This window comes from Nonomuraea ceibae (assembly GCF_019396325.1).
GTDB classification, from domain to species: domain Bacteria; phylum Actinomycetota; class Actinomycetes; order Streptosporangiales; family Streptosporangiaceae; genus Nonomuraea; species Nonomuraea ceibae.
Genome location: NZ_JAHKRO010000003.1, coordinates 162,933 through 185,384 on the forward strand (window position 1 = coordinate 162,933; position 22,452 = coordinate 185,384).

At 72.3% G+C, this 22,452-nt stretch carries 18 protein-coding genes; 13 read left to right on the forward strand and 5 right to left on the reverse strand.

The features are described from left to right. Positions 1-58: 58 nt before the first annotated feature. The gene (proS, locus tag KME80_RS03740; protein ID WP_246643905.1) at positions 59-1,492 is read right to left on the reverse strand and encodes a proline--tRNA ligase; all 1,434 of its coding nucleotides are present in this window, start codon (positions 1,490-1,492) and stop codon (positions 59-61) included. Between the two features lie 65 nt (positions 1,493-1,557). Here proS and KME80_RS03745 point away from each other — a divergent pair, with 65 nt between their 5' ends. Further along, positions 1,558-2,061 (forward strand): SAM-dependent methyltransferase, encoded by a 504-nt coding sequence (locus KME80_RS03745; RefSeq protein WP_219500256.1) that lies wholly within the window; start codon positions 1,558-1,560, stop codon positions 2,059-2,061. Here KME80_RS03745 and KME80_RS03750 read toward each other — a convergent pair. Both KME80_RS03750 and KME80_RS03755 read right to left on the reverse strand, forming a co-directional pair. After that, positions 2,046-3,587, reverse strand: a complete 1,542-nt coding sequence (locus KME80_RS03750; RefSeq protein ID WP_219500258.1) for a DUF5722 domain-containing protein — start codon at positions 3,585-3,587, stop codon at positions 2,046-2,048. The genes KME80_RS03745 and KME80_RS03750 overlap by 16 nt on opposite strands. 92 nt (positions 3,588-3,679) lie before the next feature. Then, a complete protein-coding gene (locus KME80_RS03755) occupies positions 3,680-4,714 on the reverse strand; it encodes a LacI family DNA-binding transcriptional regulator (RefSeq protein WP_308125604.1) in 1,035 nt (344 codons plus the stop codon). A 182-nt stretch (positions 4,715-4,896) separates the two neighbouring features. On the opposite strand from KME80_RS03755, the gene KME80_RS03760 reads away from it, so the two are divergent. The 6 genes from KME80_RS03760 (at position 4,897) to KME80_RS03785 (ending at position 15,093) form a co-directional block, all read left to right on the forward strand. Further along, positions 4,897-8,034 carry a family 78 glycoside hydrolase catalytic domain gene (locus KME80_RS03760; protein ID WP_219500259.1) on the forward strand — a complete coding sequence of 1,046 codons (3,138 nt, stop codon included), beginning with the start codon at positions 4,897-4,899 and terminating at the stop codon, positions 8,032-8,034. Between the two features lie 170 nt (positions 8,035-8,204). Then, positions 8,205-9,095 carry a carbohydrate ABC transporter permease gene (locus tag KME80_RS03765; RefSeq protein WP_308125605.1) on the forward strand — a complete coding sequence of 297 codons (891 nt, stop codon included), beginning with the start codon at positions 8,205-8,207 and terminating at the stop codon, positions 9,093-9,095. Then, complete coding sequence (locus tag KME80_RS03770; RefSeq protein WP_219500261.1) at positions 9,092-9,916, forward strand: carbohydrate ABC transporter permease; 825 nt, start codon at positions 9,092-9,094, stop codon at positions 9,914-9,916. Before KME80_RS03765 ends, KME80_RS03770 begins: the two co-directional genes overlap by 4 nt. Positions 9,917-9,965: 49 nt before the next feature. Continuing rightward, entirely contained in the window at positions 9,966-11,417 is a 1,452-nt protein-coding gene (locus KME80_RS03775) for an ABC transporter substrate-binding protein (protein ID WP_219500263.1), read from the forward strand. 11 nt (positions 11,418-11,428) lie between these two features. Beyond that, entirely contained in the window at positions 11,429-14,524 is a 3,096-nt protein-coding gene (locus tag KME80_RS03780) for a DUF5722 domain-containing protein (RefSeq protein WP_219500265.1), read from the forward strand. 80 nt (positions 14,525-14,604) lie between these two features. After that, entirely contained in the window at positions 14,605-15,093 is a 489-nt protein-coding gene (locus KME80_RS03785) for a DoxX family protein (protein ID WP_219500268.1), read from the forward strand. Here KME80_RS03785 and KME80_RS03790 read toward each other — a convergent pair. After that, a complete protein-coding gene (locus KME80_RS03790) occupies positions 15,071-15,502 on the reverse strand; it encodes a MarR family winged helix-turn-helix transcriptional regulator (protein ID WP_308125606.1) in 432 nt (143 codons plus the stop codon). The two genes, KME80_RS03785 and KME80_RS03790, sit on opposite strands and share 23 nt — an antisense overlap. A gap of 33 nt (positions 15,503-15,535) precedes the next feature. Here KME80_RS03790 and KME80_RS03795 point away from each other — a divergent pair, with 33 nt between their 5' ends. The 4 genes from KME80_RS03795 (at position 15,536) to KME80_RS03810 (ending at position 19,504) form a co-directional block, all read left to right on the forward strand. Further along, a complete protein-coding gene (locus KME80_RS03795) occupies positions 15,536-16,504 on the forward strand; it encodes a hypothetical protein (RefSeq protein WP_246643907.1) in 969 nt (322 codons plus the stop codon). Positions 16,505-16,513: 9 nt separating this feature from the next. Next, entirely contained in the window at positions 16,514-17,368 is an 855-nt protein-coding gene (locus KME80_RS03800) for a helix-turn-helix transcriptional regulator (RefSeq protein WP_219500274.1), read from the forward strand. A gap of 67 nt (positions 17,369-17,435) precedes the next feature. Further along, a complete protein-coding gene (locus KME80_RS03805) occupies positions 17,436-18,182 on the forward strand; it encodes an SDR family NAD(P)-dependent oxidoreductase (RefSeq protein ID WP_219500276.1) in 747 nt (248 codons plus the stop codon). Between the two features lie 11 nt (positions 18,183-18,193). Next, positions 18,194-19,504: a hypothetical protein gene (locus KME80_RS03810; RefSeq protein WP_219500277.1), complete on the forward strand. Its 1,311-nt coding sequence runs from the start codon at positions 18,194-18,196 to the stop codon at positions 19,502-19,504. Here the strand turns inward: KME80_RS03810 and KME80_RS03815 are convergent. After that, positions 19,495-20,088 (reverse strand): class I SAM-dependent methyltransferase, encoded by a 594-nt coding sequence (locus tag KME80_RS03815; RefSeq protein ID WP_219500278.1) that lies wholly within the window; start codon positions 20,086-20,088, stop codon positions 19,495-19,497. The genes KME80_RS03810 and KME80_RS03815 overlap by 10 nt on opposite strands. A 46-nt stretch (positions 20,089-20,134) precedes the next feature. On the opposite strand from KME80_RS03815, the gene KME80_RS03820 reads away from it, so the two are divergent. Together KME80_RS03820 and KME80_RS03825 are read left to right on the forward strand one after the other, a co-directional pair. Next, positions 20,135-20,611 (forward strand): MerR family transcriptional regulator, encoded by a 477-nt coding sequence (locus tag KME80_RS03820; protein WP_219500279.1) that lies wholly within the window; start codon positions 20,135-20,137, stop codon positions 20,609-20,611. A gap of 38 nt (positions 20,612-20,649) precedes the next feature. After that, positions 20,650-22,443 carry a glycoside hydrolase family 15 protein gene (locus KME80_RS03825; RefSeq protein ID WP_219500280.1) on the forward strand — a complete coding sequence of 598 codons (1,794 nt, stop codon included), beginning with the start codon at positions 20,650-20,652 and terminating at the stop codon, positions 22,441-22,443. Positions 22,444-22,452 lie beyond the last annotated feature (9 nt).

The window sequence follows — 22,452 nt, forward strand, 5'->3', positions numbered from 1 at the left end:
GGTAGTGACCACACTAGCAGTTCTGGTCACTACCGCCGATCCCGGGAGGCCGGCCCGGTCAGTAGGAGCGGCCGAAGACCACCCGCTTGCCGTAGGCGGCGGGCCGGCCGCAGCGCACGCAGACGCCGCTCTCGGCGGCCCCGTCGAGCGGGACGCACCGGGGCGTCGCGCCGGTCTCGGCCTTGATGTCGTCCTCACAGGCGGGCTCGCCGCAGTGCGGGGCCAGCGCCCAGCCCGAGGCGACGGCATCGGTGAACGAGCCCCAGTCGCCGGCCGCCCGCGTGTGGGCGTCGCGGAACTCGGTGGCCCGACGCAGCAGGAACGCCTGGAAGTCGTCCAGCACCCCCGGCAGCACCTCGGCGGCCGAGTCGAGAGGGATCGGCTGCTTGCCCTCGTCGCCGAGCCGCTTGGCCATGACCACCGTGCCGGACTCCAGGTCACGCGGCCCGAGCTCCAGCCGGACCGGCACCCCGCGCAGCTCCCAGTCGTTGAACCGGTAACCCGGCGACAGATGGGCCCGGTCGTCGACGTGCACCCGCACCCCGGCCGCCCGGAGCCGCCCGGCGAGGTCGCGGGCCGCGGCCGGCACCTCGTCGCCCCGGCCGATCGGCACGATCACCACTTGGTGCGGCGCGAGGCGGGGCGGCAGCACCAGGCCCTTGTCGTCGCCGTGCGTCATGATCACGCCGCCGATCATCCGGGTCGACATGCCCCAGGACGTCGTGTGGCAGGTCTCCTGCCTGCCCGTCTCGGCGGTGTAGCGGATGTCGAACGCCTCGGCGAAGTTCGTCCCCATGTAGTGGGAGGTGCCCGCCTGGAGCGCCTTGCCGTCGCGCATCATGGCCTCGATGGTGAACGTGCGTTCCGCGCCCGCGAACCGCTCCCCGGCGGTCTTCTCGCCCGGCACCACCGGCAGCGCCGCGATGTCGCGCGCCACCTCGGCGTAGAGGTCGAGGGCCAGCATCGTCTCGCGCATCGCGTCGTCCCGGTCGGCGTGCGCCGTGTGGCCCTCCTGCCAGAGGAACTCCGTGGTGCGCAGGAACATCCGGGGCCGCATCTCCCAGCGCACCACGTTGGCCCACTGGTTGAGCAGCAGCGGCAGGTCGCGGTGGGAGGAGATCCACTTGGCCATCATCTCGCCGATGATCGTCTCGGAGGTCGGCCGCACGATCAGCGGCTCCTCCAGCTCCTTGCCGCCCGCGTGGGTGACGACCGCGAGCTCCGGCGAGAAGCCCTCGACGTGCTGGGCCTCGCGCTGCAGGTAGCTCTCCGGGATCAGCAGCGGGAAGTACGCGTTCTCGTGACCGGTGTCCTTGATCCGCCGGTCCAGCTCTCCCTGGAGCAGCTCCCACAGCCGGTAGCCATACGGTCGGATGACCATGGTGCCCTTCGCCGGTCCCCGGTCCACCAGCTGGGCCTTGGCGACCAGCTCGTTGTACCAGGCAGAGAAGTCCTCGCTCTGAGGTGTCACACCGCGTTCATCACGTCCCATCCACAGAGGATATCGGGCGCTGTCCAGGGATTTTCGGCGTTCCGGCCCGCTGCTAGGGTGCCCGCATGGCGGTGCCGGAACGGCTGGCCTGGGCCGTCGACACGCTCGACATCCAGGCGGGCGAACGGATCCTGGAGATCGGCTGCGGCCGCGGCGTGGCGGTCGAGCTGGCCTGCGACGCCGGAGCCACGGTCACCGCGATCGACCGCTCGGCCACGATGATCGAGGCCGCCCGGCAGCGCAACGCCCACCACGTCGCCGCCGGGCGGGCGATCCTGCGGACCGCGGCGCTGGCCGACGCCGACCTGCCGGAAGGCGCGTTCGGCAAGGTCTTCGCGGTCAACGTCAACGTGTTCTGGACCGGCGTCCCCGCCCGCGAGCTGGACGTGATCCGCCGGGCCCTGGCGCCGGGCGGCACGCTCTTCCTGTTCTACGAGCCGCCCGGCGCGGCCAGGCGCGACGACCTGCTGGGGCGGCTGCGGCTGGACGGGTTCGCCACCGAGGTGCTGACCGGCGGCGACACCCTGCTGTGCGTGCGCGCCCGGCCCGAGGGTCAGGTCAGCGCGTAGCCCAGCACCTGTTCGTGGACGAGACCCTCGCAGCCGGCCTGGTCGGTGACGAGGTGGTCGCCGCCCGCCGAACGGCACCGGTGCAGGGCGACGGAGCCGGGCACCTGGCTCGTGTGGATGTGGCCGACCGGCCCCATCGCGAACTGGCCCTCGCAGCCCGGGTCACGGGTGAGCATGGTGTGCGCGGCGACCTTGCACTCGTACAGCGGCACGGTGCCGGCCGCCTGGTTGCGCAGCAGCTTCCACACGCGCTCCTGGGTGAAGCCGGGCGGCAGCAGCCGGGAGGTGGCCACGTGCCCCTTGGCCGGGTCGTAGCCGCGCCGGAGCTGGGTGTGGGGCAGCAGCTCGAACCCGCACGACAGCCGGGGCGGCGACAGGTCGGCGCGGTTGGCCAGCGCCCAGGTCGCCCAGGCGGGCTTGGCCGAGCCGTCGGTACGGCGCAGGCCCACGCCGAGACCGGCGGCCGTCTCGTCCGGGTGGTCGGTCATGCGGTGCCAGATGTAGCTCTCGATGCCCGGGGTGCCGAGGACGTTGCGGAAGCTGTTGCAGAGCTGCGTGGCCTGGGCGGCCTCCGACGAGGGCGACAGGGAGTTGACGCCGCTCTCGGTGAGCTGCACCTGCCAGGCCGAGGGCGTGCCGGGGAACTGCTGCCGCAGCCAGCCCACGAGCACGCCGATGTTGCCGTAGGTGACGCGGGGGAAGTCGTCGGCGGAGAACTGCGGCGCCAGCAGGTTCGGCGGGTACGGGTGGTAGGCGACGCGCCAGGCCCGGTTGCCCGCCCGGGCGGCCAGGCCCTTGAGCACGGTCATGCCCGACAGCATGGCCTCGTGCGCGGCGGGCCGGTCGTAGGCGGTGCCGAAGTAGTGGTCGAGCGAGGTGAGGACCTTGGCGGTGGGCTGCTGGGCCATGACGGCGTCGTAGGCGGCGTTGTACGTGGCGGCGATCGCGTCGAGCCAGGCGGTGGTGTCGCAGGGCGTGCCCTGGCCGCAGCCGATGTCGAACCAGATGTTGCTGTTGACCTCGTTCATGACGACGAAGTCGGCGATGCGGCCGTTGCCGTGCTGCCCGTCGTAGCGCTGGGCGAGCATGCCGGCGAAGCGGCCGTACTCGGCGGGGTCGTTCGGCACGCAGAACTTCTCGAAGCCGGGGGCGTGCGGGGTGCAGGTGCGGCCCTGCCGCGCCCAGGCGGGGGTGCCGTAGACGACGGCGGTGACGACGAGGCCGCGGGCGGTCCAGTCCTTGACGGCGGAGTCGACGGCGGCGTTGACGGTGTAGCAGCGTCCGCCGAACTCCTGGGCGCCCGAGGCGCACGGCGGGGTCCTGACGGTGGGCTCCCAGTCGGACCAGACGAGGTTCATGGCGACGCCGCCGGCGTTGTTGCCGGATATTTCGTTCTTGTCGGGCCAGAAGTCCGGCTGGAGGCCCTTGATGCGGTAGTCGGAGCGGGTCGGGTACGGCAACGCGGCTGTGGCGTCAGCGGGGACGGCGGCGACGAGGAGTAAGAGGAAGGCGACGAGCCAACGCATGGGACCTCCTGGATTTAAACGTCTCAACAATGACGCCCAGAAGGCGGCCCGGCAAGACCCGTTTTCCTGCGAGGATCGGCTTTGAAACGCGCCTAGCCGCTCGTCGACGCCCTGACCATGAGCTCCGGCTGGAAGACGATCTCCTGGTGCCAGTGGCCCGAGTCGCCCCGCGCGTCGGTCAGCAGCAGCTCGGCGGCGGCCTGGCCGAGCTGGTGCTTCGGCTGGCGCACCGAGGTCAGCGCAGGCGACAGCAAGGCCGCGAACTCCACGTCGTCGTAGCCCATGACCGCCATGTCGTGCGGCACCGAGACGCCGCGCCGCTCCAGCCCGCGCAGCGCGCCCAGCGCCACCGTGTCGTTGACGCAGAACAGCGCCGTCGGCCCGCCGCGCGCCGGCAGCCGCTCCAGCGCGGCCTCACCCTCACGCGGGGTGAGCGCGGGCAGCGTGATCTCGGTGATCACCTCGTCGGGGTCGAGCCCGGCCGCGCGCACCGCCTTGACCAGCCCTTCCCTGCGGTCGGCGCACTGCCGCACGATCGGCGGCCCGTTGAGGAACGCGATGCGCCGGTGGCCCAGCGACAGCAGGTGCGCGCCGGCCAGCTCGCCGCCCCGGACGTTGTCGACCGCCACCGCGCACAGCTGGGAGTCGGCGCCCGGCCGGTCGAGCAGCACCATGCCGATGCCGCGCCGGCGCAGCTCGACCAGGTGGGAGATGTCCTGCCCGGCGGGCGTGATGAGGATGCCGGGCACCCGGTGCTGCTCCAGGATCTGCAGGTAGTGGGCTTCCTTCTCGATCGAGTCGCCGGAGCTGCAGAGCACGAGCAGGAGCTGCTCCTGCGACAGCCTGGTCTCGATGCCGGGCAGCACCTCGGAGAAGAACGGGTTGCCGATGTCGCGCACCATGACGCCCACCGAGCGGCCGGAGCCGCCGCGCAACTGCCGGGCGGGCGCGCTGGGCACGAAGCCGAGCGCCTTGATGGAGGCGCGCACCCGGCGCAGCGTCGGCTCGGCGACCAGCTCGGGCCGGTTGAGCACGTTGGAGACCGTGCCCACGGACACGCCGGCGTGGGCCGCGACGTCGACCATGCTGAGCCGGCGGCGCTCGGCCGGCCTGTGGATGTCGGTCACCGGGGGAAAGCCCTTCTGGTCACCTGGCTGGAAGCGTCCAGTCTACCTGTTGAAATGTTTCAGCCAACCGCGCCGTCAGGCTGGGCCTGGGAGAGCGGGCATTGACGCGGAGACCTCGGGCTGTTTACGGTGCGCAGATATTGAAATGTTTCAACTAGCTTGGGAGTCCAATGCATCTCGCCGTGACCGATCCGCGGGTGGAAGGGCTGAGCGAGCCCCTGGGCCTGGACGTGCGCGCGCCCGGCTTCTCCTGGCGGCTCACCGGCCCCGGCCGCGGGCGGGCGCAGAGCGCGTACCGGCTGATCGTGGCGCGCGAGGGCGACCCGGTGGACGACGGGGCCGAGCTGGTCTGGGACAGCGGCGACGTGACCTCGGCCGCGACGTACGACATCCCGTACGGCGGGACGGAGCTGCGGCCGCGGACCCGCTACCACTGGCGGGTCAGGGTGGCCGACGAGAGCGGCGCGTGGTCGGCGTGGAGCCCGGCGCACTGGTTCGAGACCGGGCTGGGCGACGCCGGCGGCTGGACGGCCGGCTGGATCGGCACACCCTCCGTGCCCGGCTCGGAGCGCCTGCCGTCGCTGGAGAACGTGCCGCGCGTCTGGGTGGCCGGGCCGCTCGGCCCGTCGCCGTCGGAGAGCGGGGCGTTTCGGACCCGGTTCACCGTGCCGGGCGGGGCCAGGCCGCTGTCGGCGTCGCTGGTGATCGGCGGCGGCACGGCGGTCGAGGCGTACCTGAACGGCGAGCCGGTCGCGGGGGAGACGCGTGACGGCGCGTTCGTGGCCGAGGCCGGGGACCTGGTCGCCCCGGGCGAGAACGTGCTCGCGATCAGGGCTGACGGGTCCGGGCTGTGCGTGCGGCTGGAGGTCGTGGTCGAGGGCCGGCCGGTGCTGCCGCAGCTCGTGCCGGTGGCCGGGGAGAGCGCGGTGACCGTCACGTCCGGCGGCCGGTGGCGGGCGAGCGACGAGCCCGGCGACGGGTTCGAGCAGCCGGGCTACGACGACTCCGGGTGGTCGCTGGCCGAGGAGGCGGGCCTGCACGGCGACCCGCCGCACGGCCGCGAGCCGATCGGCGACCGGCCCAGCCCCTACCTGCGCCGCGAGTTCGGCGTGCCGTCGCCGGTGCGCCGGGCCAGGCTGTACGCCACCGCGCTCGGCGTCTACGAGATGCACCTGAACGGCACCCGGGTCGGCGCCGACCACCTGGCCCCCGGCTGGACCGACTACCGCCACCGCGTCACATACCAGACCTACGACGTGACGGCGCTGGTGTCGGAGGGGCGCAACGCGATCGGCGCGGTCCTGGCCGACGGCTGGTACGCGGGCCACATCAGCTGGTTCGGGTCCTTCCAGTACGGCAGGCGGCTCGCCTTCCGCGCCGAGCTGGAGATCCTGCACGACGACGGCAGCGTGACGCGGCTGTGCACCGATCGCGACTGGCGGGCCGGGTCGGGCGCGATCCGCTACGCCGACCTGCAGAACGGCGAGCGGCAGGACCTGGCCGCCGAGCCGCTCGGCTGGACGGCGGCCGGGTTCGACGACTCCGGCTGGGCGCCGGCGGTGCCGGTGAGCCCGCCCTCGGGCCGCCTGACCGCCGCCGTCGCGCCGCCGATCCGGGTGCACGAGGAGCTGGAGCCCGTGGCCGTGTGGGAGCGGCGGCCGGGCGTGTGGATCGCCGACTTCGGGCAGAACCTGGTCGGCTGGGTCCGGCTGACCGGCCGCGCCGGGCGCGACCGGCCGGTGGTGCTGCGCCACGCCGAGGTGCTCGACCACGAGGGCGGGCTGCACCTGGCCAACCTGCGCTCGGCGCGGGCGACGGACGAGTTCCTGCCGCGCGGCGACGGGGCGGAGACGTTCGAGCCGCGCTTCACCTTCCACGGCTTCCGCTACGTCGAGGTGTCGGGGCTGCGCGAGGCCCCGGCGGAGCTCACCGCCCGGGTGGCCCACGCCGCGATGGAGCCCGCGGGCGAGTTCGCCTGCTCCGACGAGCGGCTGGACAAGCTGCAGCGCAACATCGTGTGGGGGCAGCGGGGCAACTTCGTGGCCGTCCCCACCGACTGCCCGCAGCGTGACGAGCGGCTGGGCTGGACCGGCGACATCTGGGCGTTCGCGCCCACCGCGCTGTTCAACTACGACGCCGCCGCCTTCCTGCGGAGCTGGCTGGCCGACGTGGTCGACGCGCAGGCCGACGACGGCGCGGTCACGCACGTGGCGCCCGACGTGCTGTCGGGGCGCGGGCTGTCGCCCAACGCCAAGGAGGCGGGCTCGCCCGGCTGGGGCGACGCGCTGGTGATGCTGCCGTGGGCGTTGCACCGGCTGCGCGGTGACGCCGGGGTGGTCGCCGCCTGCTTCGAGCCGATGCTGCGCTGGCTGGCGTACCTGGAGCAGCGCTCCGACAGCGGCGTCTTCCCCGAGGAGGGGTTCGGCGACTGGCTGTCGATCGGCGCCGAGACGCCCAAGCGGCTCGTCGGCACCGCGATCTTCGCGCTGTCGGCGCGGCAGCTCGCCGGGCTCGCCGCCGCGCTCGGCCGGGACGAGGACGAGCGGGCCTGCCTGGAGCTGTACGGGCGCGTCCGGCAAGCGTTCCGCGCGGCCTTCGTCGAGGGGCCCGGCGTGGTGGCGAGCGGGACGCAGACCGCGTACGTGCTGGCCATCACGGCCGGGCTGCTGGAGGAGCACGAACTGCCCAGGGCCGCCGCGCGGCTGGCCCGCGACATCGAGGCGCGCGGCGGCCACCTGTCGACGGGCTTTCTCGGCACGCCGTTCCTGCTGGACGCGCTCACCTCGACCGGGCGGCTGGACGTGGCGTACCGGCTGCTGACGCAGGACACGTTCCCGTCGTGGCTCTACCCGGTCGTGCACGGCGACGCGACGACGATGTGGGAGCGCTGGGACTCCTGGAGCCACCACCGGGGGTTGCAGGACCCGGGCATGAACTCCTTCAACCACTACGCGTACGGGGCCGTCGGCGACTGGATGTACCGGACGGTCGGAGGGCTGGCCGCCGGATCGCCCGGCTACGCCGACGTCGTGGTGCGCCCGCGCCCCGGCGGCGGCATCACGTGGGCGCGCACCGCGCACCGCACCCGGCACGGCCGGGTGGAGGTCGCCTGGCGGCAGGGGGACGACGGCTTCGCGCTGGACGTGGTGCTGCCGCCCGGCACGCGCGGCGAGGTGCACGTGCCGGCGCCGCCCGAGCGGGTGACCGAGGGCGGGGCGCCCGTGGCGGAGTCGCCGGGCGTGCTGTTCGACCGGCCCGGTGACGAGGGCGGGTCGGTCTTCCGGGTGGGCTCCGGCACGTACGCGTTCCGGACGTTTTAACGTTTCACCGTGGCCGCCCGTACATCCCGAAATGTCGGGTTTGAGGCAGCCACGGTGAACAAACCGTTATCCCAGGCTATTGACACAAATAGAGGGGATCGCGAGACTCGAAACGTGTCTGAAACGTTCAAATCAACGCAGGACACGGCAAGGTGAGAGGCAGTTCCATCGTGACCAGCACAAAGGCGCGCCGCCGGCTCCCGTGGGGCGTCTATCTTGTTCTCCTCCCCACGTTCGCCCTGCTCGCGGCGTTCGCGTACTACCCCGCGCTGAACGGCATGGTCCACTCGCTCTTCGAGTGGCGGCCGGGCTTCGAGTCGCCCTTCGTCGGTTTCGAGAACTACCTCACGATGCTCGGCGACGACCTGTGGTGGGCCTCGTTCCGCAACATCGGCGTCATCTTCGTCTGGGCCGTCACGCTCATGTGGGTGTTCCCGCTGCTGGCCGCCGAGCTGGTGATGTCGCTGTCGAGCGAGCGGCTGCGCTTCGTCTTCCGCACGCTGCTCATCCTCCCGCTCGCCTTCCCCGCGGTGGTCAACGTGCTGCTGTGGCAGTTCATGTACGACCCGCGCGACGGCGTCATCAACAGCCTGCTGCGCGCGGTGGGACTGGACGGGGTGGCCGCCAACTGGATCGGCGACCCCGACACCGCGCTGGTCGCGCTGATGACGATCGGCTTCCCCTGGGTGGCGAGCCTGCCGTTCCTGGTCTTCCTGTCGGCCCTGCAGAACGTGCCCGCGGAGATCTACCAGGCCGCCGAGGTCGACGGGGCCGGGCGGCTGCGCCGCTTCTGGAGCATCGACCTGCCGATGATGCTGCGCGACGTCAAGCTGCTGTTCGTGCTGGCGGTGATCTCGGTGCTCCAGTACGGCATGCAGGCGCACATCATGACCAAGGGCGGCCCCGACAACGCCACCCAGGTGCCGGTGCTGCGCATGCTCGACGCCGCCTTCCTGGACACGAGCTGGGGCTACGCCGCCACGCTCGGCACCGTGCTGTTCGCGCTGACGCTCGGCGTGAGCCTGGTCTCGCTGGTTCTCGGCAGGAAGGCGGGAGCGTGAGCCGCACGCGCAGGACCAACCTGGTGGCGGGCGCGGCGCTGTCGGTGCTCGCCTTCGCCGGGCTGTTCCCGTACCTGTTCATGCTGGCCGCCTCGGTCAAGGACAACGAGCAGTTCTTCGCCAGCTACTGGTCGCCGGCCTGGCCGGTCCACCTGGACAACTACGCGGTGGCCTGGGAGCAGGTCAGCCCGTACCTGTTCACCTCGTTCGTGGTGGCGGGGCTGGCCATCGCGGGCACGCTGGTGCTGGCCCCTGCCGCCGCGTTCGTCTTCGCCCGCTACCGCTTCCCGGGGCGCGGCGCGCTGTTCGGGCTGATCGCGGCGCTGCTCATGGTGCCGTCGATCACCAGCCTGATCCCGCTGTTCGTGCTGATGCGCGACCTGGGCATCCTGGACAGCCGGCTGGTGCTGATCATTCCGCACGTCACCGGCAACACGGTGTTCGGGATCGTCATCATGCGCACCTACATGGCGCAGATCCCCGAGGAGATCTTCGAGGCGGCGCGGGTGGACGGGGCCGGCGGCGTCCGCCTGTTCCTGGCCTTCATGCTGCCGCTGGCCCGGCCGGTGATCGGCACGGTGGCGCTGATGACCGTGCTGGGCGTGTGGAACGACTACTTCTGGCCGCTGCTCACCGTGCAGACCGACGAGTTCCGGACGATCCCGGCCGGCCTGGCGTTCTTCGCCAACCAGAACGTGCAGCAGTGGGGGCCGCTGTTCGCCGGATACGTGCTGGCCAGCCTGCCGCTGCTGGCGCTGTTCACGTTCCTGTCGAAGTGGTTCCTGGCCGGCATCCAGGGCGGCATCGTCTCCGGCAAGTGAGGTCATGCGGTTGTTTGAAACGTATCAACCACGAAAGGACCCAGCTCTCATGAGAACACCCCCCAAGAGCGGGCTGGCGGGCGCCGCCATGCTGCTCGCCCTGACAGGCTGCGGCCTGCTGGGCACCGGCGACAAGGGCGCGACCGGCGCCGACGGCAAGGTCACGATCACCCTGGCCGGCCCCAACCAGTGGAACTCCAGCGGCAGCACCTTCGGCCCCGCCTGGGAGGCGATCGTCGACTCCTTCGAGAAGCGCGAGCCCGGCATCGAGGTCAGGACCCAGGTGCTGCCCCTCGACGGCTTCTCCCAGACGATCACCACCCAGCTCGCCGCCGGAACCGCGCCCGAACTCGTCTTCAACCAGCCGCCGCACAAGGCGCACGAGGTGCACGCCCTCGACGCCGAGCTCCAGAAGCCCAACCCGTACGTGCCGGGCAACCAGCGCTGGCTCGACGTGTTCAAGAAGGACTACTTCGGCCCCGGCGTCGCCAAGGCGCTCAGCAAGGAGAGCGGGAAGCTGGAGTACATCCCGTTCAACCTGGTCGCGATCGGCCTGTTCTACAACAAGGACGCCTTCGCCAAGGCCGGCCTCGACGGGCCGCCGGCCACCTGGGAGGACTTCAGGAGCGCCTGCAAGAAGCTGAAGGACGCCGGCTACGACCCGGTCGCGCTCGACAAGGGCGGCATGGCCGTGGGCTGGACCTGGGAGTCGATCAGCACCCAGCTCGTCGACAAGTACCACGACGAGTGGAACTTCTTCGACGCCACCGGCAAGCCCGGCAAGGCCACCGTCGCGCCCCTGGTGACGGAGAAGTCGCTCAGCAAGGCGATCAAGGAGGGCACGCTCAGCACGAAGACGCCCGAGGTCGCCGAGGCGCTCAAGCTCTACAAGGAGTTCTTCGACTGCGGCACGCCCAACTGGACGGGCGTGGCCGACGGCGGCGCGACGGTCGGCTACCGCGACTTCGTGGCCGGCAAGGCGGCCATGTCGTGGGGCACCGACTTCGCCGTCGAGGCGCTGAAGGCGGACGCGAAGTTCCCGCTGGCCACGATGCCGTTCCCGACCATCACCAAGGCCACCACGCCGCTGTCGAGCGACGCCCCGGCCCGCTACGGCGCCTCGATCGGCGGCACCAGCTACATGATCCCGTCGACGGTCAAGGGCGAGAAGTACGCGGCGGCGGTCAAGTTCCTGCAGTACATGAGCTCCCCGGCGATCAAGCCGTGGCTGGACGCGACCGGCGGCCTGCCCGCGATCGAGGGCGTCGAGCCGTCGCCCGAGACCGCCGGGCTGCTGGAGGGCGAGTGGGGCAAGACGTTCCGGGTCACCGGGCTGCCCGGCGGGCCCGAGGGGACCTCGTTCCGCGACGTGTTCGACGGCTACCTGCTCGGCGAGCGGTCGCTGGAGGAGGAGCTGGACGACCTGGCGAAGTGGTGGGACCGCGGCGTCGAGGCCGGCATCAAGAAGAACGCCTGGGGCGACGAGGACTGGGCGAAATAGGAGGAGATGGGATGCTGCGCTTATTGACGGCCTTCGCGCTGGCCGTGCCGATGCTGTTCGCCGGCCTGCCCGCGCGGGCGGCGGCTGCCGGGGTGACCGGGGTGACCGGGGTGGAGGTCGGCGAGAGCACGGTCACCGTCACCGGCACCGCCTCCGGGCCCGCCCGGCTGTACGCGCTGGACACCTGGCAGGACGGCCACGAGGGTGAGGAGCCGGTGGCGAGCGTCGAGGCGGGCGAGTTCCGCGTCGAGGTGCCCCGGATGGAGGGGGAGCAGGACCGGCTGCACGACAAGTTCGTCGCGGTGGGGGCGGACGGGCCGCTGGGCGAGGTGCGTTACGCCGACAAGCTGACGTTCCGGCCCACCAGCCAGACCCCTTATCCCGAAATTTCGTCCAAAAAGGGTCTGCAGGTGCAGATGACCGACGACGCCGAGGAGATCGGCGTCCAGCACGCGGGCATCAACCTGGCCCTCGACTCGGTCATGATGTCCGGCCCCGGCGCGCCGGGCAACACCATCGAGTTCGTCTCGCAGGGCAGGACCTACTACTTCGACCGGGGCGCCGTCGCCGGGGTGGACTCCCAGGTCAAACCGCTGTCGGACAACGGCGTCCTGGTCAACCTGATCGTGCTGGTCTACAACAGCACCGCGCCGAACTCGGCCGCCCGCACGCTCATCCACCCCGACGCCGAGCTCGGCAAGGGCACCGTCTACGCGTTCAACACCAAGACGGCCGAGGGCGAGGCGCACTTCACCGCCGCGATGGAGTTCTTCGCCCAGCGCTACAGCCGGGCCGACGGCCAGTACGGCAGGGCGTGGGGCTGGATCGTCGGCAACGAGATCGACGCCCAGCAGTTCTGGTACAACATGGGCCCGCAGGACCGTGACGTCTTCCTCGACCAGTACACCCGCGCGATGCGGCTGACCTGGCAGGCCGTGCGCAAGTCCGACGCCGCCGCCCGCGTCTACACCTCGCTCACGCACTTCTGGACCGGCGCGGCCAACGACGACCCGAAGTACACCTACAAGGGCCGCGACGTGGTCGACGGGCTCAACGCGCTGACCAAGAGGCAGGGCGACTTCGACTGGCACATCGCCTATCACCCGTATCCGGAGAACCTGTTCAATCCGGCGTTCTGGCAGGACAAGACCGCCACGGACAGCTTCGACACGATGCGGATCACGTTCAAGAACATCGAGCTGCTGCCGCGCTACCTCGCCCAGGAGCACCTCACGTACGGCGGTGAGAGACGGCGGGTGATCCTGTCGGAGCAGGGCCTGAACTCGCAGGACTACACCGCGAAGGAGCTGAGGCTCCAGGCCGCGGCCTATGCCTACGCCTACTACAAGGTCGCCTTCGCCGACGGGATCGACTCGTTCATCCTGCACCGGCACGTCGACCACAAGCAGGAGGGCGGGCTGCGGCTCGGCCTGTGGACGTGGGACGAGGAGCACGCCTCGCCGTCCAACGCGGGCGAGCGCAAGCCGGTGCACGAGGTGTTCGCCGCCATCGACACCGCGCGGTCGCTGGAGGTGACCGAGTTCGCCAAGGAGATCATCGGGATCTCCGACTGGAAGGACGTCATCCCCGGGTTCGACCCGGCCGAGCTGGCGGTCCGCAAGCCGCCGGTGACGGTCGGCGCGCAGCTCGACGCCAAGCCGGTGGCCGAGCGGGTGATCTCCGGCTTCGAGACCGGCACGGACGGCTGGCGGCCCTCGGACAACGCCGCCGCGGTGGAGCGGGTGGCCGCCGACGGCGGGCACGCGCTGCGCGTCCGCTTCGACCGCGACCTGCCCGGCTGGTCCCAGTACGCGAAGTCGTACAAGGGCGCCGACGTGCTGTTCGGCAAGCCGCTCGACGCCTCGCGCACCGCGCGGCTCTCGGTGTCGATCCGGGTGCCGGACAGCGCCGACGACGGCTTCAAGCCGGGCAACGCGTTCTCCGCCAAGATCCGCGTGTACGGGCGCGACGGCGCCGTGGCAGAAGGCGTGGGCGCGATCGACCCCGCGCGCGGCTGGAACAGGCTCACGCTCGACCTGTCCCGCTGGGCCCCGCGTGACGCGATCTCCCGCGTCAAGGTGTGGGTACGCGGCTCGGTGGGCTCCGACTGGGCCGGCTCGTACGAGATCGACAGGCTCGGCCTGGCCGCCGCCGCGCTGCCCGCCACGGACCGGCGCAACGTCGAGATCACCGCCGCCACGGCCGAGCGCGGCCTGGTCGGCTCCACGGTCACCTTCACCGTGACCAACCGCGACGTGCTGCCGATGGCCGGCCAGGTCAGGCTCACGGCCTGCGACGGCGTCACCGTCGACCCGGCGGCGCTGCGCGTCACCGGCCTGCGCGCCGGCGCGAGCCGCACGTTCGACACCAAGCTGACCGCGTACGGGCCCGCCGACGGCGAGTATCCGGTCGTGTGCGCGTCCTACCTGCGGCAGGAGCACCGGGTGACGTTCCGGCTGCCGCCGGAGGCCGGCTACGTGCCGCCCGCGCCCGACGCCTTCGCCAACCAGGAGCTGGCCGACGGCTTCGACACGGCCGGCGACTACCAGGTGCACCGGGTGGAGCCGGAGAACAAGGAGCTGCCGCGGGTGAGCTACGCGGACGGCGCGCTGTCGGCGGGCAACGCGACGGCGGGCTGGTTCGGGCTGCTGTCGTCGGGCGTGTCGCCGCGCAACCCGGCGTTCAGCACGGCCATCACCATCCGGAAGTTCCAGGGCGACTCCACCGACATGGACACCGTCTACACGGGCCTCGTCAAGGACGGCAAAACGGACGTGGTGGCCTTCTATGTGAACACGCAGAAGTTCGCCGGCTTCGAGGTGCGCGGGCCGCAGGTGCCCGGCGGGCTGGCGGTGTTCGGCATCAAGCAGGGCGTGACGATCCCGGACGGCGGCCGGTTCGCGCTGTCGCTGGTGGGTGACCGGGCCGCCATGTACGCCGACACCGGATCGGGCTGGGAGCTGGTCACCGTGGCGACGCTGGAGCACCTGCCCGAGCTGTCGGACCCGGACGTGCGGGCCGGCTACCGCTACGGCTTCGGCGTCCGCGGCGACGCCGGCGCCTCCCCGCTGCTGCTCGACGCCGTGGAGGGCCGCAGCATCTCCTGATCCCTTGTTCCTCCATTTTGGATAGTGCTACTATCTAGCCAACAACTGGATAGTGTCACTATCCAAAAGGAGGATCGATCATGTTCATCGTCATCGGCGTCCTGGTCGGGGCGCTCCTGCTGTTCAGGTTGCTGGGTGCGCTCGGCGTCCGCCGCTTCGCCACCTGGAAGGTCAGCGCGGCGCACGGGCTCGCGGTCATGCTCGTCCTCACCGCCAGCGCCCACTTCGTCCCGGCGGGCGTCACGTTCATGCCCAACCACGCGTCGATGGTCGCCATGATGCCGCCGTTCGTCCCGTTCCCGAGCTTCATGGTGTACGCGACGGGCGTGCTGGAGCTGGCGGGCGCGGCCGGGCTCGTCCTCGGCGCCACCCGGCGGGCCGCGGGGCTCTGCCTGGCCCTGTTCTTCCTGCTGGTGCTGCCGGCCAACGTCTACGCCGCCGTCGCCGACGTGCCGGACGCCTCGCCCCTGTGGTTGCGCGTGCCGGAGCAGGTGCTCTACATCGCGGTCGCGCTGTGGGCGGCCGACGCCCATCGGCTCCCGGTGGTCAGCCGGCTGCGATCAGCTTGATCAACTGCTCGCGGAACCAGTCGTAGTCGTCCAGGGCGCCCATCAGGTGCTCGGAGGCGCGTTCCTCGTGGCGGGCGGCGGCCAGTGCGCCGGCGCCCGCTTCGGTGATCCGGACGAGCATGCGGCGGCGGTCGCGGTCGTCGGGGTGGCGCTCGACATGGCCGGCCTGGCGCAGGTGCTCGACGGTGCGGCTCATCGTCTGGTCGGTCACCCGGCACAGCGCCGCGATCTCCCGCTGGGAGAGCGGGCCTGCCGCCAGGTGGTGCAGGGCGATCAGCCCGGCGTGGGTCAGGCCGTGCGCCTCCAGGAACGCGTGGAAGCGCCCCTCCACGACGCGGGCCGCCACCGACAGCAGGCGCCCGGTCGGCCAGGCGGCGATGTCGCCGCGGATCGCCTCTCCCTCGTCCACCGGCACATTGTCCCGTAGTTCATAATGTTCAGCATGCTGAGCAATCGGGTCGTGCTCTGGGGAGTCGTGGCCAGCGCCGTGCTGACGGGCCTGATCTGGGTGGCGGGGCAGCGCCTCCAGGTCGAGCTGCTGCCCGACCAGGGCGCGGCCTGGTACTACTGGAAGCTGCCCGAGCCGACCGTCTGGACCCGCCTGTCGGCCTGGCTCGGCTACGCCGGACACCAGCTCGCGCTCTGGGGCGTCATCTACTACGCGCAGACCCGCGTCCGCCGCTACACCTCCGGCCTCCACCGGGTCAACGTGGTGGCGCTCGCGGTCAACTTCGGCTTCATCGTGCTGCACCAGCTCCAGACCCAGGTGTTCTACGACGGCCTCGCCCAGGACGTGTCGATCTTCAGCTCGCAGGGCTCGGTGGTGCTGCTGCTCGTCGTGGTCCTGCTCATGGAGAACCGCCGCCGCGGCCTGTTCGCCGGCCGGCCCGCGCCCATCTCCGCCGGGGTCGTCGACTTCGCCCGCCGCTACCACGGCTACCTGTTCAGCTGGGCCGCCGTCTACACGTTCTGGTACCACCCGATGGAGACCACCAGCGGGCACCTGATCGGGTTCTTCTACATGTTCCTGCTGCTGCTCCAGGGCAGCCTCTTCCTGACCCGGGCCCACACGAACCGCTGGTGGACGCTCACCCTGGAGCTGCTGGTCGCCGCGCACGGCACGCTGGTCGCCGTCATGAGCACCGGGCCCGGCGGGCTGTGGCCGATGTTCCTGTTCGGCTTCCTCGGCGTGTTCGTCCTCACCCAGATGCACGGGCTCGGCCTCGGCGTCCCGGCCCGCTGGGCGCTCGCCGCCGGCTACGTGGCCGCCGTCGTGGCCGTCTACGCGGTGCGGGGCTGGGGCAGCCTCGACGAGGTGGTGCGCATCCCGGCCATCGAATACCTGCTCGTCGCGGTGCTCGCCGCCCTGCTCTGGGGCGGGATGCGGCTGGTCGCCGCCGTGCGCGGTTAGGGTTGAGGAATGTCCCCTTTGCACTCCGCCGGTGAGCAGCGGCGGCGCGAGGAGCTGCGCGACTTCCTCAGGTCGCGGCGGGCCCGGCTGACCCCCGAGGAGGTCGGAATGCCCGGCGGCGGCCGGCGCCGGACCCCCGGACTGCGACGCGAGGAGGTCGCGGTGCTCGCCGGCGTCGGCGTGTCCTGGTACACGTGGTTGGAACAGGGGCGCGACATCCAGGTGTCCGGGGACGTGCTCGACGCCGTCAGCCGGGCGCTGCGGCTGGGCGCCATGGAACGCGAGCACCTCTACCTGCTGGCCGGGCTCAACCCGCCGCCCCGCGAGGCCGGCGACGACGGTCAGCCGCTGCGCGAGGAGCTGCTGCGGGTGCTGGAGGCGTGGTCGCCCCGGCCCGCGTACGTGCTCGACCGGCACTGGAACTTCGCCGCCGTCAACGACGCCGCGCGGGCCGTGTTCGGTTACGCGGACGAGGACCGCAACTGCCTGATCGCCTTCTTCACCAGCCCCCGCCACCGGGCGGCGTTCCGCGACTGGGCCGCCGGTGCGCCGGGCGTGGTGCGGCAGTTCCGGTGGGACATGGCCCGCTACCCGGACGATCCGGAGTTCGGCCGGCTGGCCGCCCACCTGTCGGAGTCCAGCCCCGAGTTCGCCGCGCTGTGGGCCGAGCACGAGGTCGGCGAGACCGCGCAGGGCGTCAAGGTGATCACCCACCCAGAGGTCGGCGAGCTGGTCTTCGAGTTCACCGGCGTCCCGGTGCCCGGCCGGCCCGACCACCGGCTGCTCCTGCACAACCCGCAGCCCGGCACCGGCACCGAGGAGAAGCTGACCCTGCTCGTCCGCCAGGTGCGGCTGGCCGGTTGACTGGTGGTGCCAGACCTAGGCTGAGCCGCGTCTGGATGGGTCCGCCGGGCCGCCCGACAATCGAGCCATGACACGATTTGACGGCAAGGTCGCGCTGGTCACGGGCGCGACGAGCGGCATGGGACTGGCGACGGCGAAGCGGCTCCTGGACGAGGGGGCGAGCGTGGTCGTCACCGGCCGCGACGACGACAGGCTGGCACAGGCGGTCAAGGAGCTCGACGGCGGCGACCGGGTGCTCGCGGTACGCGGCGACGTGGCGAGCGCGGGAGACCGTGACGAGCTGATGCGCCGGATCGCCGAGCGGTTCGGGCGGCTGGACGTGGTGGTGGCCAACGCGGGCGTCGGCATCTTCGCCCCCAGCGCCGACCTCACCGAGGCGGACTTCGACACCTCCGTGGACGTCAACTTCAAGGGCGTGTTCTTCACCGTGCAGAAGGCGTTGCCGCTGATGGGCGCGGGCGCCTCCGTGGTGATCAACGCTTCCTGGACCCTCCATCGCGGGCTGGCGATCGCGTCCGTCTACTCGGCCACCAAGGCCGCCGTGCACAACCTGGCCCGCACCCTCGCGGCCGACCTCGGCGGGCGCGGCATCCGCGTCAACTCGGTCAGCCCCGGATACATCGACACGCCCATGTTCCGGGGCGCCATGGACGACGACGCCGCCGCGGCGGCCACGGCCCAGGTGGCGCTCGGGCGGCTGGGGCGCTCGGAGGACGTGGCGGCGGCCGTGGCGTTCCTGGCCTCCGACGACGCCTCGTACATCACCGGCCAGGACCTCGTCGTGGACGGCGGGCTTGTCGGGGTCGCGGGGTAAGTTCTGGGGGCATGACTCGAAGATCACGATTATGGTGGTCGGCCGCGCTGACGGCGACGGCGGCGGGGGTCGCCTACCTGCTGTCGCTGACCGGGGAGACCTTGGCGTTCGGGTACTTCTCCAGCGGGTTCTGCCCCGGCGCCGACCTGCGCTGGGAGGTCCCGGACAGGGTGTGGCCGCTGGTGGAACGGGTGCCGCTGCTCTGGTACAACGCGGCGCCGCTGATCGTGGCGGCCTTCGGGGCGCACTGGCTGACGACCCGGCTGGGGCGGCCCCGGATCGGGCGGGTGCTGGCCCGGGTGACCGCGGTGGTGACCCTGCTCCTGTACGGCCACGGCCTGATCGCGTTCGGTGTGGACATGGCGATCGACCGGCAGTGCCTGGAGATGTGGGGCGGCGTCGAGGGAGCGCGCTTCTTCCTCCGGAACGACGTCGCGCCCACGATCGCCGCCCTCTGCGTGCTGGTCGCCGCGCGCGGTCCCAGGCTCCGGACGCGCCGGATGGTGCGTTCGCGGTGGTTCCGGCGGGGTGTGGCGGGAGCGACGGCCCTGGGGGCGCTGGCGTTCCTCCCCGCCGCCGACCTGACCCCGGGGCCCATCACGACCGGCGGCTGCGAGTCCGGCACGGGCGCCTACCTCTGCGAGCTGCGCCAGAACGGCAGGTTCACCAAGGTGGGCGACCACCTCGCCCTCGCCTATGGGCGGCAGCGGTGCGCGGCCTTCCGCGGCGAGCCCACGGAGGCGTACGCCATCGCCCCGATCTGCCCGCCGGCGGCCGACGTGCTGCGGCGTGCCCAGGCCGCCGACCAGGCCGCCTGGGAGGCGGAGGAGGCCGCCGAACAGGCCGTGTGCGACCGCGCCAGGCACCGGCCGAGGATCAGGCCGGTACGCGTGGCCCACGACCGCATGCTGACCGACTACGGCGTGATGGAGGCCGTCGAGACCGAGGACGCGCTGGACGACGACCTGCTGAACAGGGCCCAGGACGACGGGCTCGTGGCCGCCCGGCGCGGCCACCTGCTGATCACCACCCACTCCGACTACACCAACTGCCTGACCGGTGAGGCGTACGACCGCCGGCCGCCGGTCGAGACCAAGGGCTGGGACCGGGTCGTGGAGCTGGGCTATGAGAGCCCGACCGGGGTGCTGGAGCTGGTGGAGGCCATGTCCGGGGAGGGGCTGCCGAACCTGGCCGTCCGGGGCGCGGGCCGCTACCGGGTCCGGGTGCACTACCGCGAGCCCGACTGGGAGGCGTGGACCCCGCAGCACGTCCTCGTCATGGTCTATCCCGGCAGGAGCGAGCGTGTGATCGACTATCGGTGAGCGACGAAGACCGTGAGGCCGGACAGCTCCTCCCGGTCCACCCGGTGGAACACGTCGCCGAGCGCGGCCCGTACCCGCTCCAGGCCGGCGTCGGACATGCGCAGGCCGCGCGCCACCCGGGACGGCGCGGAGCCGCCGTGCCAGGCGATCAGCGCCCGGCCGCCCGGCCGGGTGACGCGGTGCAACTCGCGCACGGCCGGGGCGAGCTCCGGCCAGATCGCCACGGTGTTGACCGAGACCACCCGGTCGAACGCCCGGTCGGGGAAGCCGGTGTCGGAGGCGGTGCCGAGCCGCAGGTCGGCGGCGGGCGCGCGGCGGGCGGCGAGCAGGCGCATGTCGGGTGACGGGTCGACGCCGCACACCCGCGCGCCCGTCGCGCAGAGCAGGCGGGCCAGCCCGCCCGCGCCGTAGCCGATCTCCAGGACCCGCTGCCCGGGCCCGGCGGCGACCAGGGGCAGGATCTCCTTCTGGTGCCGATTCGTCCAGAGCATGAACCGGCCCGCCATCCGGCCCACCCACCCCACCGGGTGTGTGAAGGGCGAGTCGTAGGAACGGCCGTCGATCCAGGATGTCGTGGTTGGCATGAATTCAGCCAAGCGGTTCAAGCCGGGTTGAAGTCAAATGGGAGACATGGACCTGATCCCGATCGGTGAGGCGGCCCGGCGGCTCGGCCTGAACGCCTCCGCGCTGCGCTACTACGACGAACGCGGGCTGGTGCGGCCGGTGGGCCGCAGGCAGGGCAGGCGTGTCTACGGCGTCGAGGAGCTGCGCCGGCTGGCCTTCCTGCGCACGGCGCAGCTCCTCGGCATCCCGCTCGACACGGCGGGCGCGGTGCTGGACGCGCCGGGAGCGCGCTGGCGGGAGGAGGTCACCGGCACGCTGGCGGCGCTGGACGCGCTCGTCTCCCGCGCCCGGACCGCCCAGGAGGTGCTGCGGCACGCCCTCGACTGCCCCACCAAGCATCCGGTGCGTGAGTGCGGCTTCCTGATGGGCGAGCTCGACCGGCTGCTCGACGGCGTGTCCCCGCAGCAGCTCGCCGCCGAGCACGGCCTGCGGGGCGCGGGCGGCCCGCCCGGTTTAGCCGCCGAGCCCTCCGGGCAGCCCTGACCTGCCGACTCGGGAGCCGCGGCGGGGATGAGGGGACGATGAGCGACTGTCCGCCGATCGGCGCGTACGCCTTCCTGTCCGACTGCCACACCGGCGCCCTCGTCGGCCCGGACGGCGCCGTCGAATGGATGTGCGCGCCGCGCTTCGACGCGCCCAGCCTGTTCGCCAGGCTGCTCGACCGGCGCGGCGGCGGCGCGTGGGAGCTGACCGTCGACGGCGCCTCGGTGCGCGAGCGCCGCTACCTGGACGAGACGCTGGTGCTGCGGACCCGCTGGGAGGGCCCCGACGGCGTCGTGGCCGTGCACGACTTCCTCGCCACCACCGGCGACGGCGGCCTCGAACCCGTCCACCGGCTGGTCCGGCTCGCCACCTGCGAGCGCGGCCGGGCGCTCGTCCGCTCCCGCGTGCTGGCCAGGCCCGGCTACGCCACCCGCGACGCCCGCTGGACCCGGCGCGACGACACGCTCGTGGAGGACGACGGGGCGGTCCTCACCGGCCCGCCGGAGGCGTCGCTGCGCGAGGGCGAGTCCGTGGCGTTCACGCTCGCCTACACCGGCGAGCGCGCCCCCGCCGACGCCCACGCGCTCCTCGACGAGACCGTACGGTCGTGGCGGTCCTGGTCGGCCCGGTCCGGCTACTCCGGCGTCGGCGCGGCCGAGGTGCGGCAGAGCGCGGTGGTGCTGCGCGGCCTGCTGTACGACGAGACCGGGGCGCTGCTGGCCGCCCCCACCACGTCGCTGCCCGAATGGCCGGGCGGCCCGCGCAACTGGGACTACCGCTACGCCTGGCAGCGCGACTGCGCGCTCACCGTCCTCGCGCTGCTGCGCCTGGACCACCGCGAGGAGGCGGGCCGCTACCTGCGGTTCGTGCTCGACCGGTGCGCGAGCTGCCACGACCGGCTGCCGCCCATGTTCGCCGTCGACGGGGGCGAGGTCGCCCGGGAGACGACGCTCGGCCACCTCGACGGCTACGCCGGGTCGCGGCCCGTCCGCGTCGGGAACGACGGCTTCCACCAGCACCAGCTCGACGGCTACGGCCACGTGCTCGACGCCGCCCTCGCCTACCACGACGTCACCGGCGACCTCACCGGCGACGAGCTGGACAGCCTGTGGCGGCTCGTCGACCAGTGCGCGGCCCGCTGGCGCGAACCCGGCGACGGCCCCTGGGAGGTGCGCCACAACCCGCGCCACTGGACCTACACCACCCTGTACGCCTGGGTGTGCTTCGACCGCGCCGTCAGGCTGGCCGAGGCCACGGGCTCGACCGGCGCCCCGATCGACGCGTGGCGGCGCGAGCGCGACGCCGCCCGCGACGAGATCCTCACGCGCGGCTTCGACCGGGAGATCGGCGCGTTCACGCAGTCGTACGGCTCGCCCGACGCCGACGCGTCGCTGCTGCGGGTGCCGCTCGTCGGCTTCCTCGACTGCCGCGACCCGCGCGTGCTCGGCACCCTCGACCACATCCAGGCCCGGCTCGGCGAAGGGGGCGCCCTGGTCCACCGCTACGACCCGGACGCCACCGGCGACGGCGTCGACGGGCCGGAGGGGGCGTTCCTGATGTGCTCGTTCGAGATGGTGTCGGCGCTCGTGCTGGCGGGCCGTACCGCCGAGGCGCGCGACCGCTTCGAGACGCTGTGCGCCCGCGCCCGCCCGCTCGGCCTGTTCGCCGAGGAGATGGCCGCCGACGGCGCCATGCTCGGCAACTATCCGCAGGCGTTCACCCACCTGGCCCTCATCGAGGCCGCCCTGAACCTCGACGCCGCCGGCCACACCGACGCCCTGCACGACTGGGCCTCCCAGGCGCGCGACAAGGTTGTCGGTCGCCGCGCCTAGTGTGCCCGG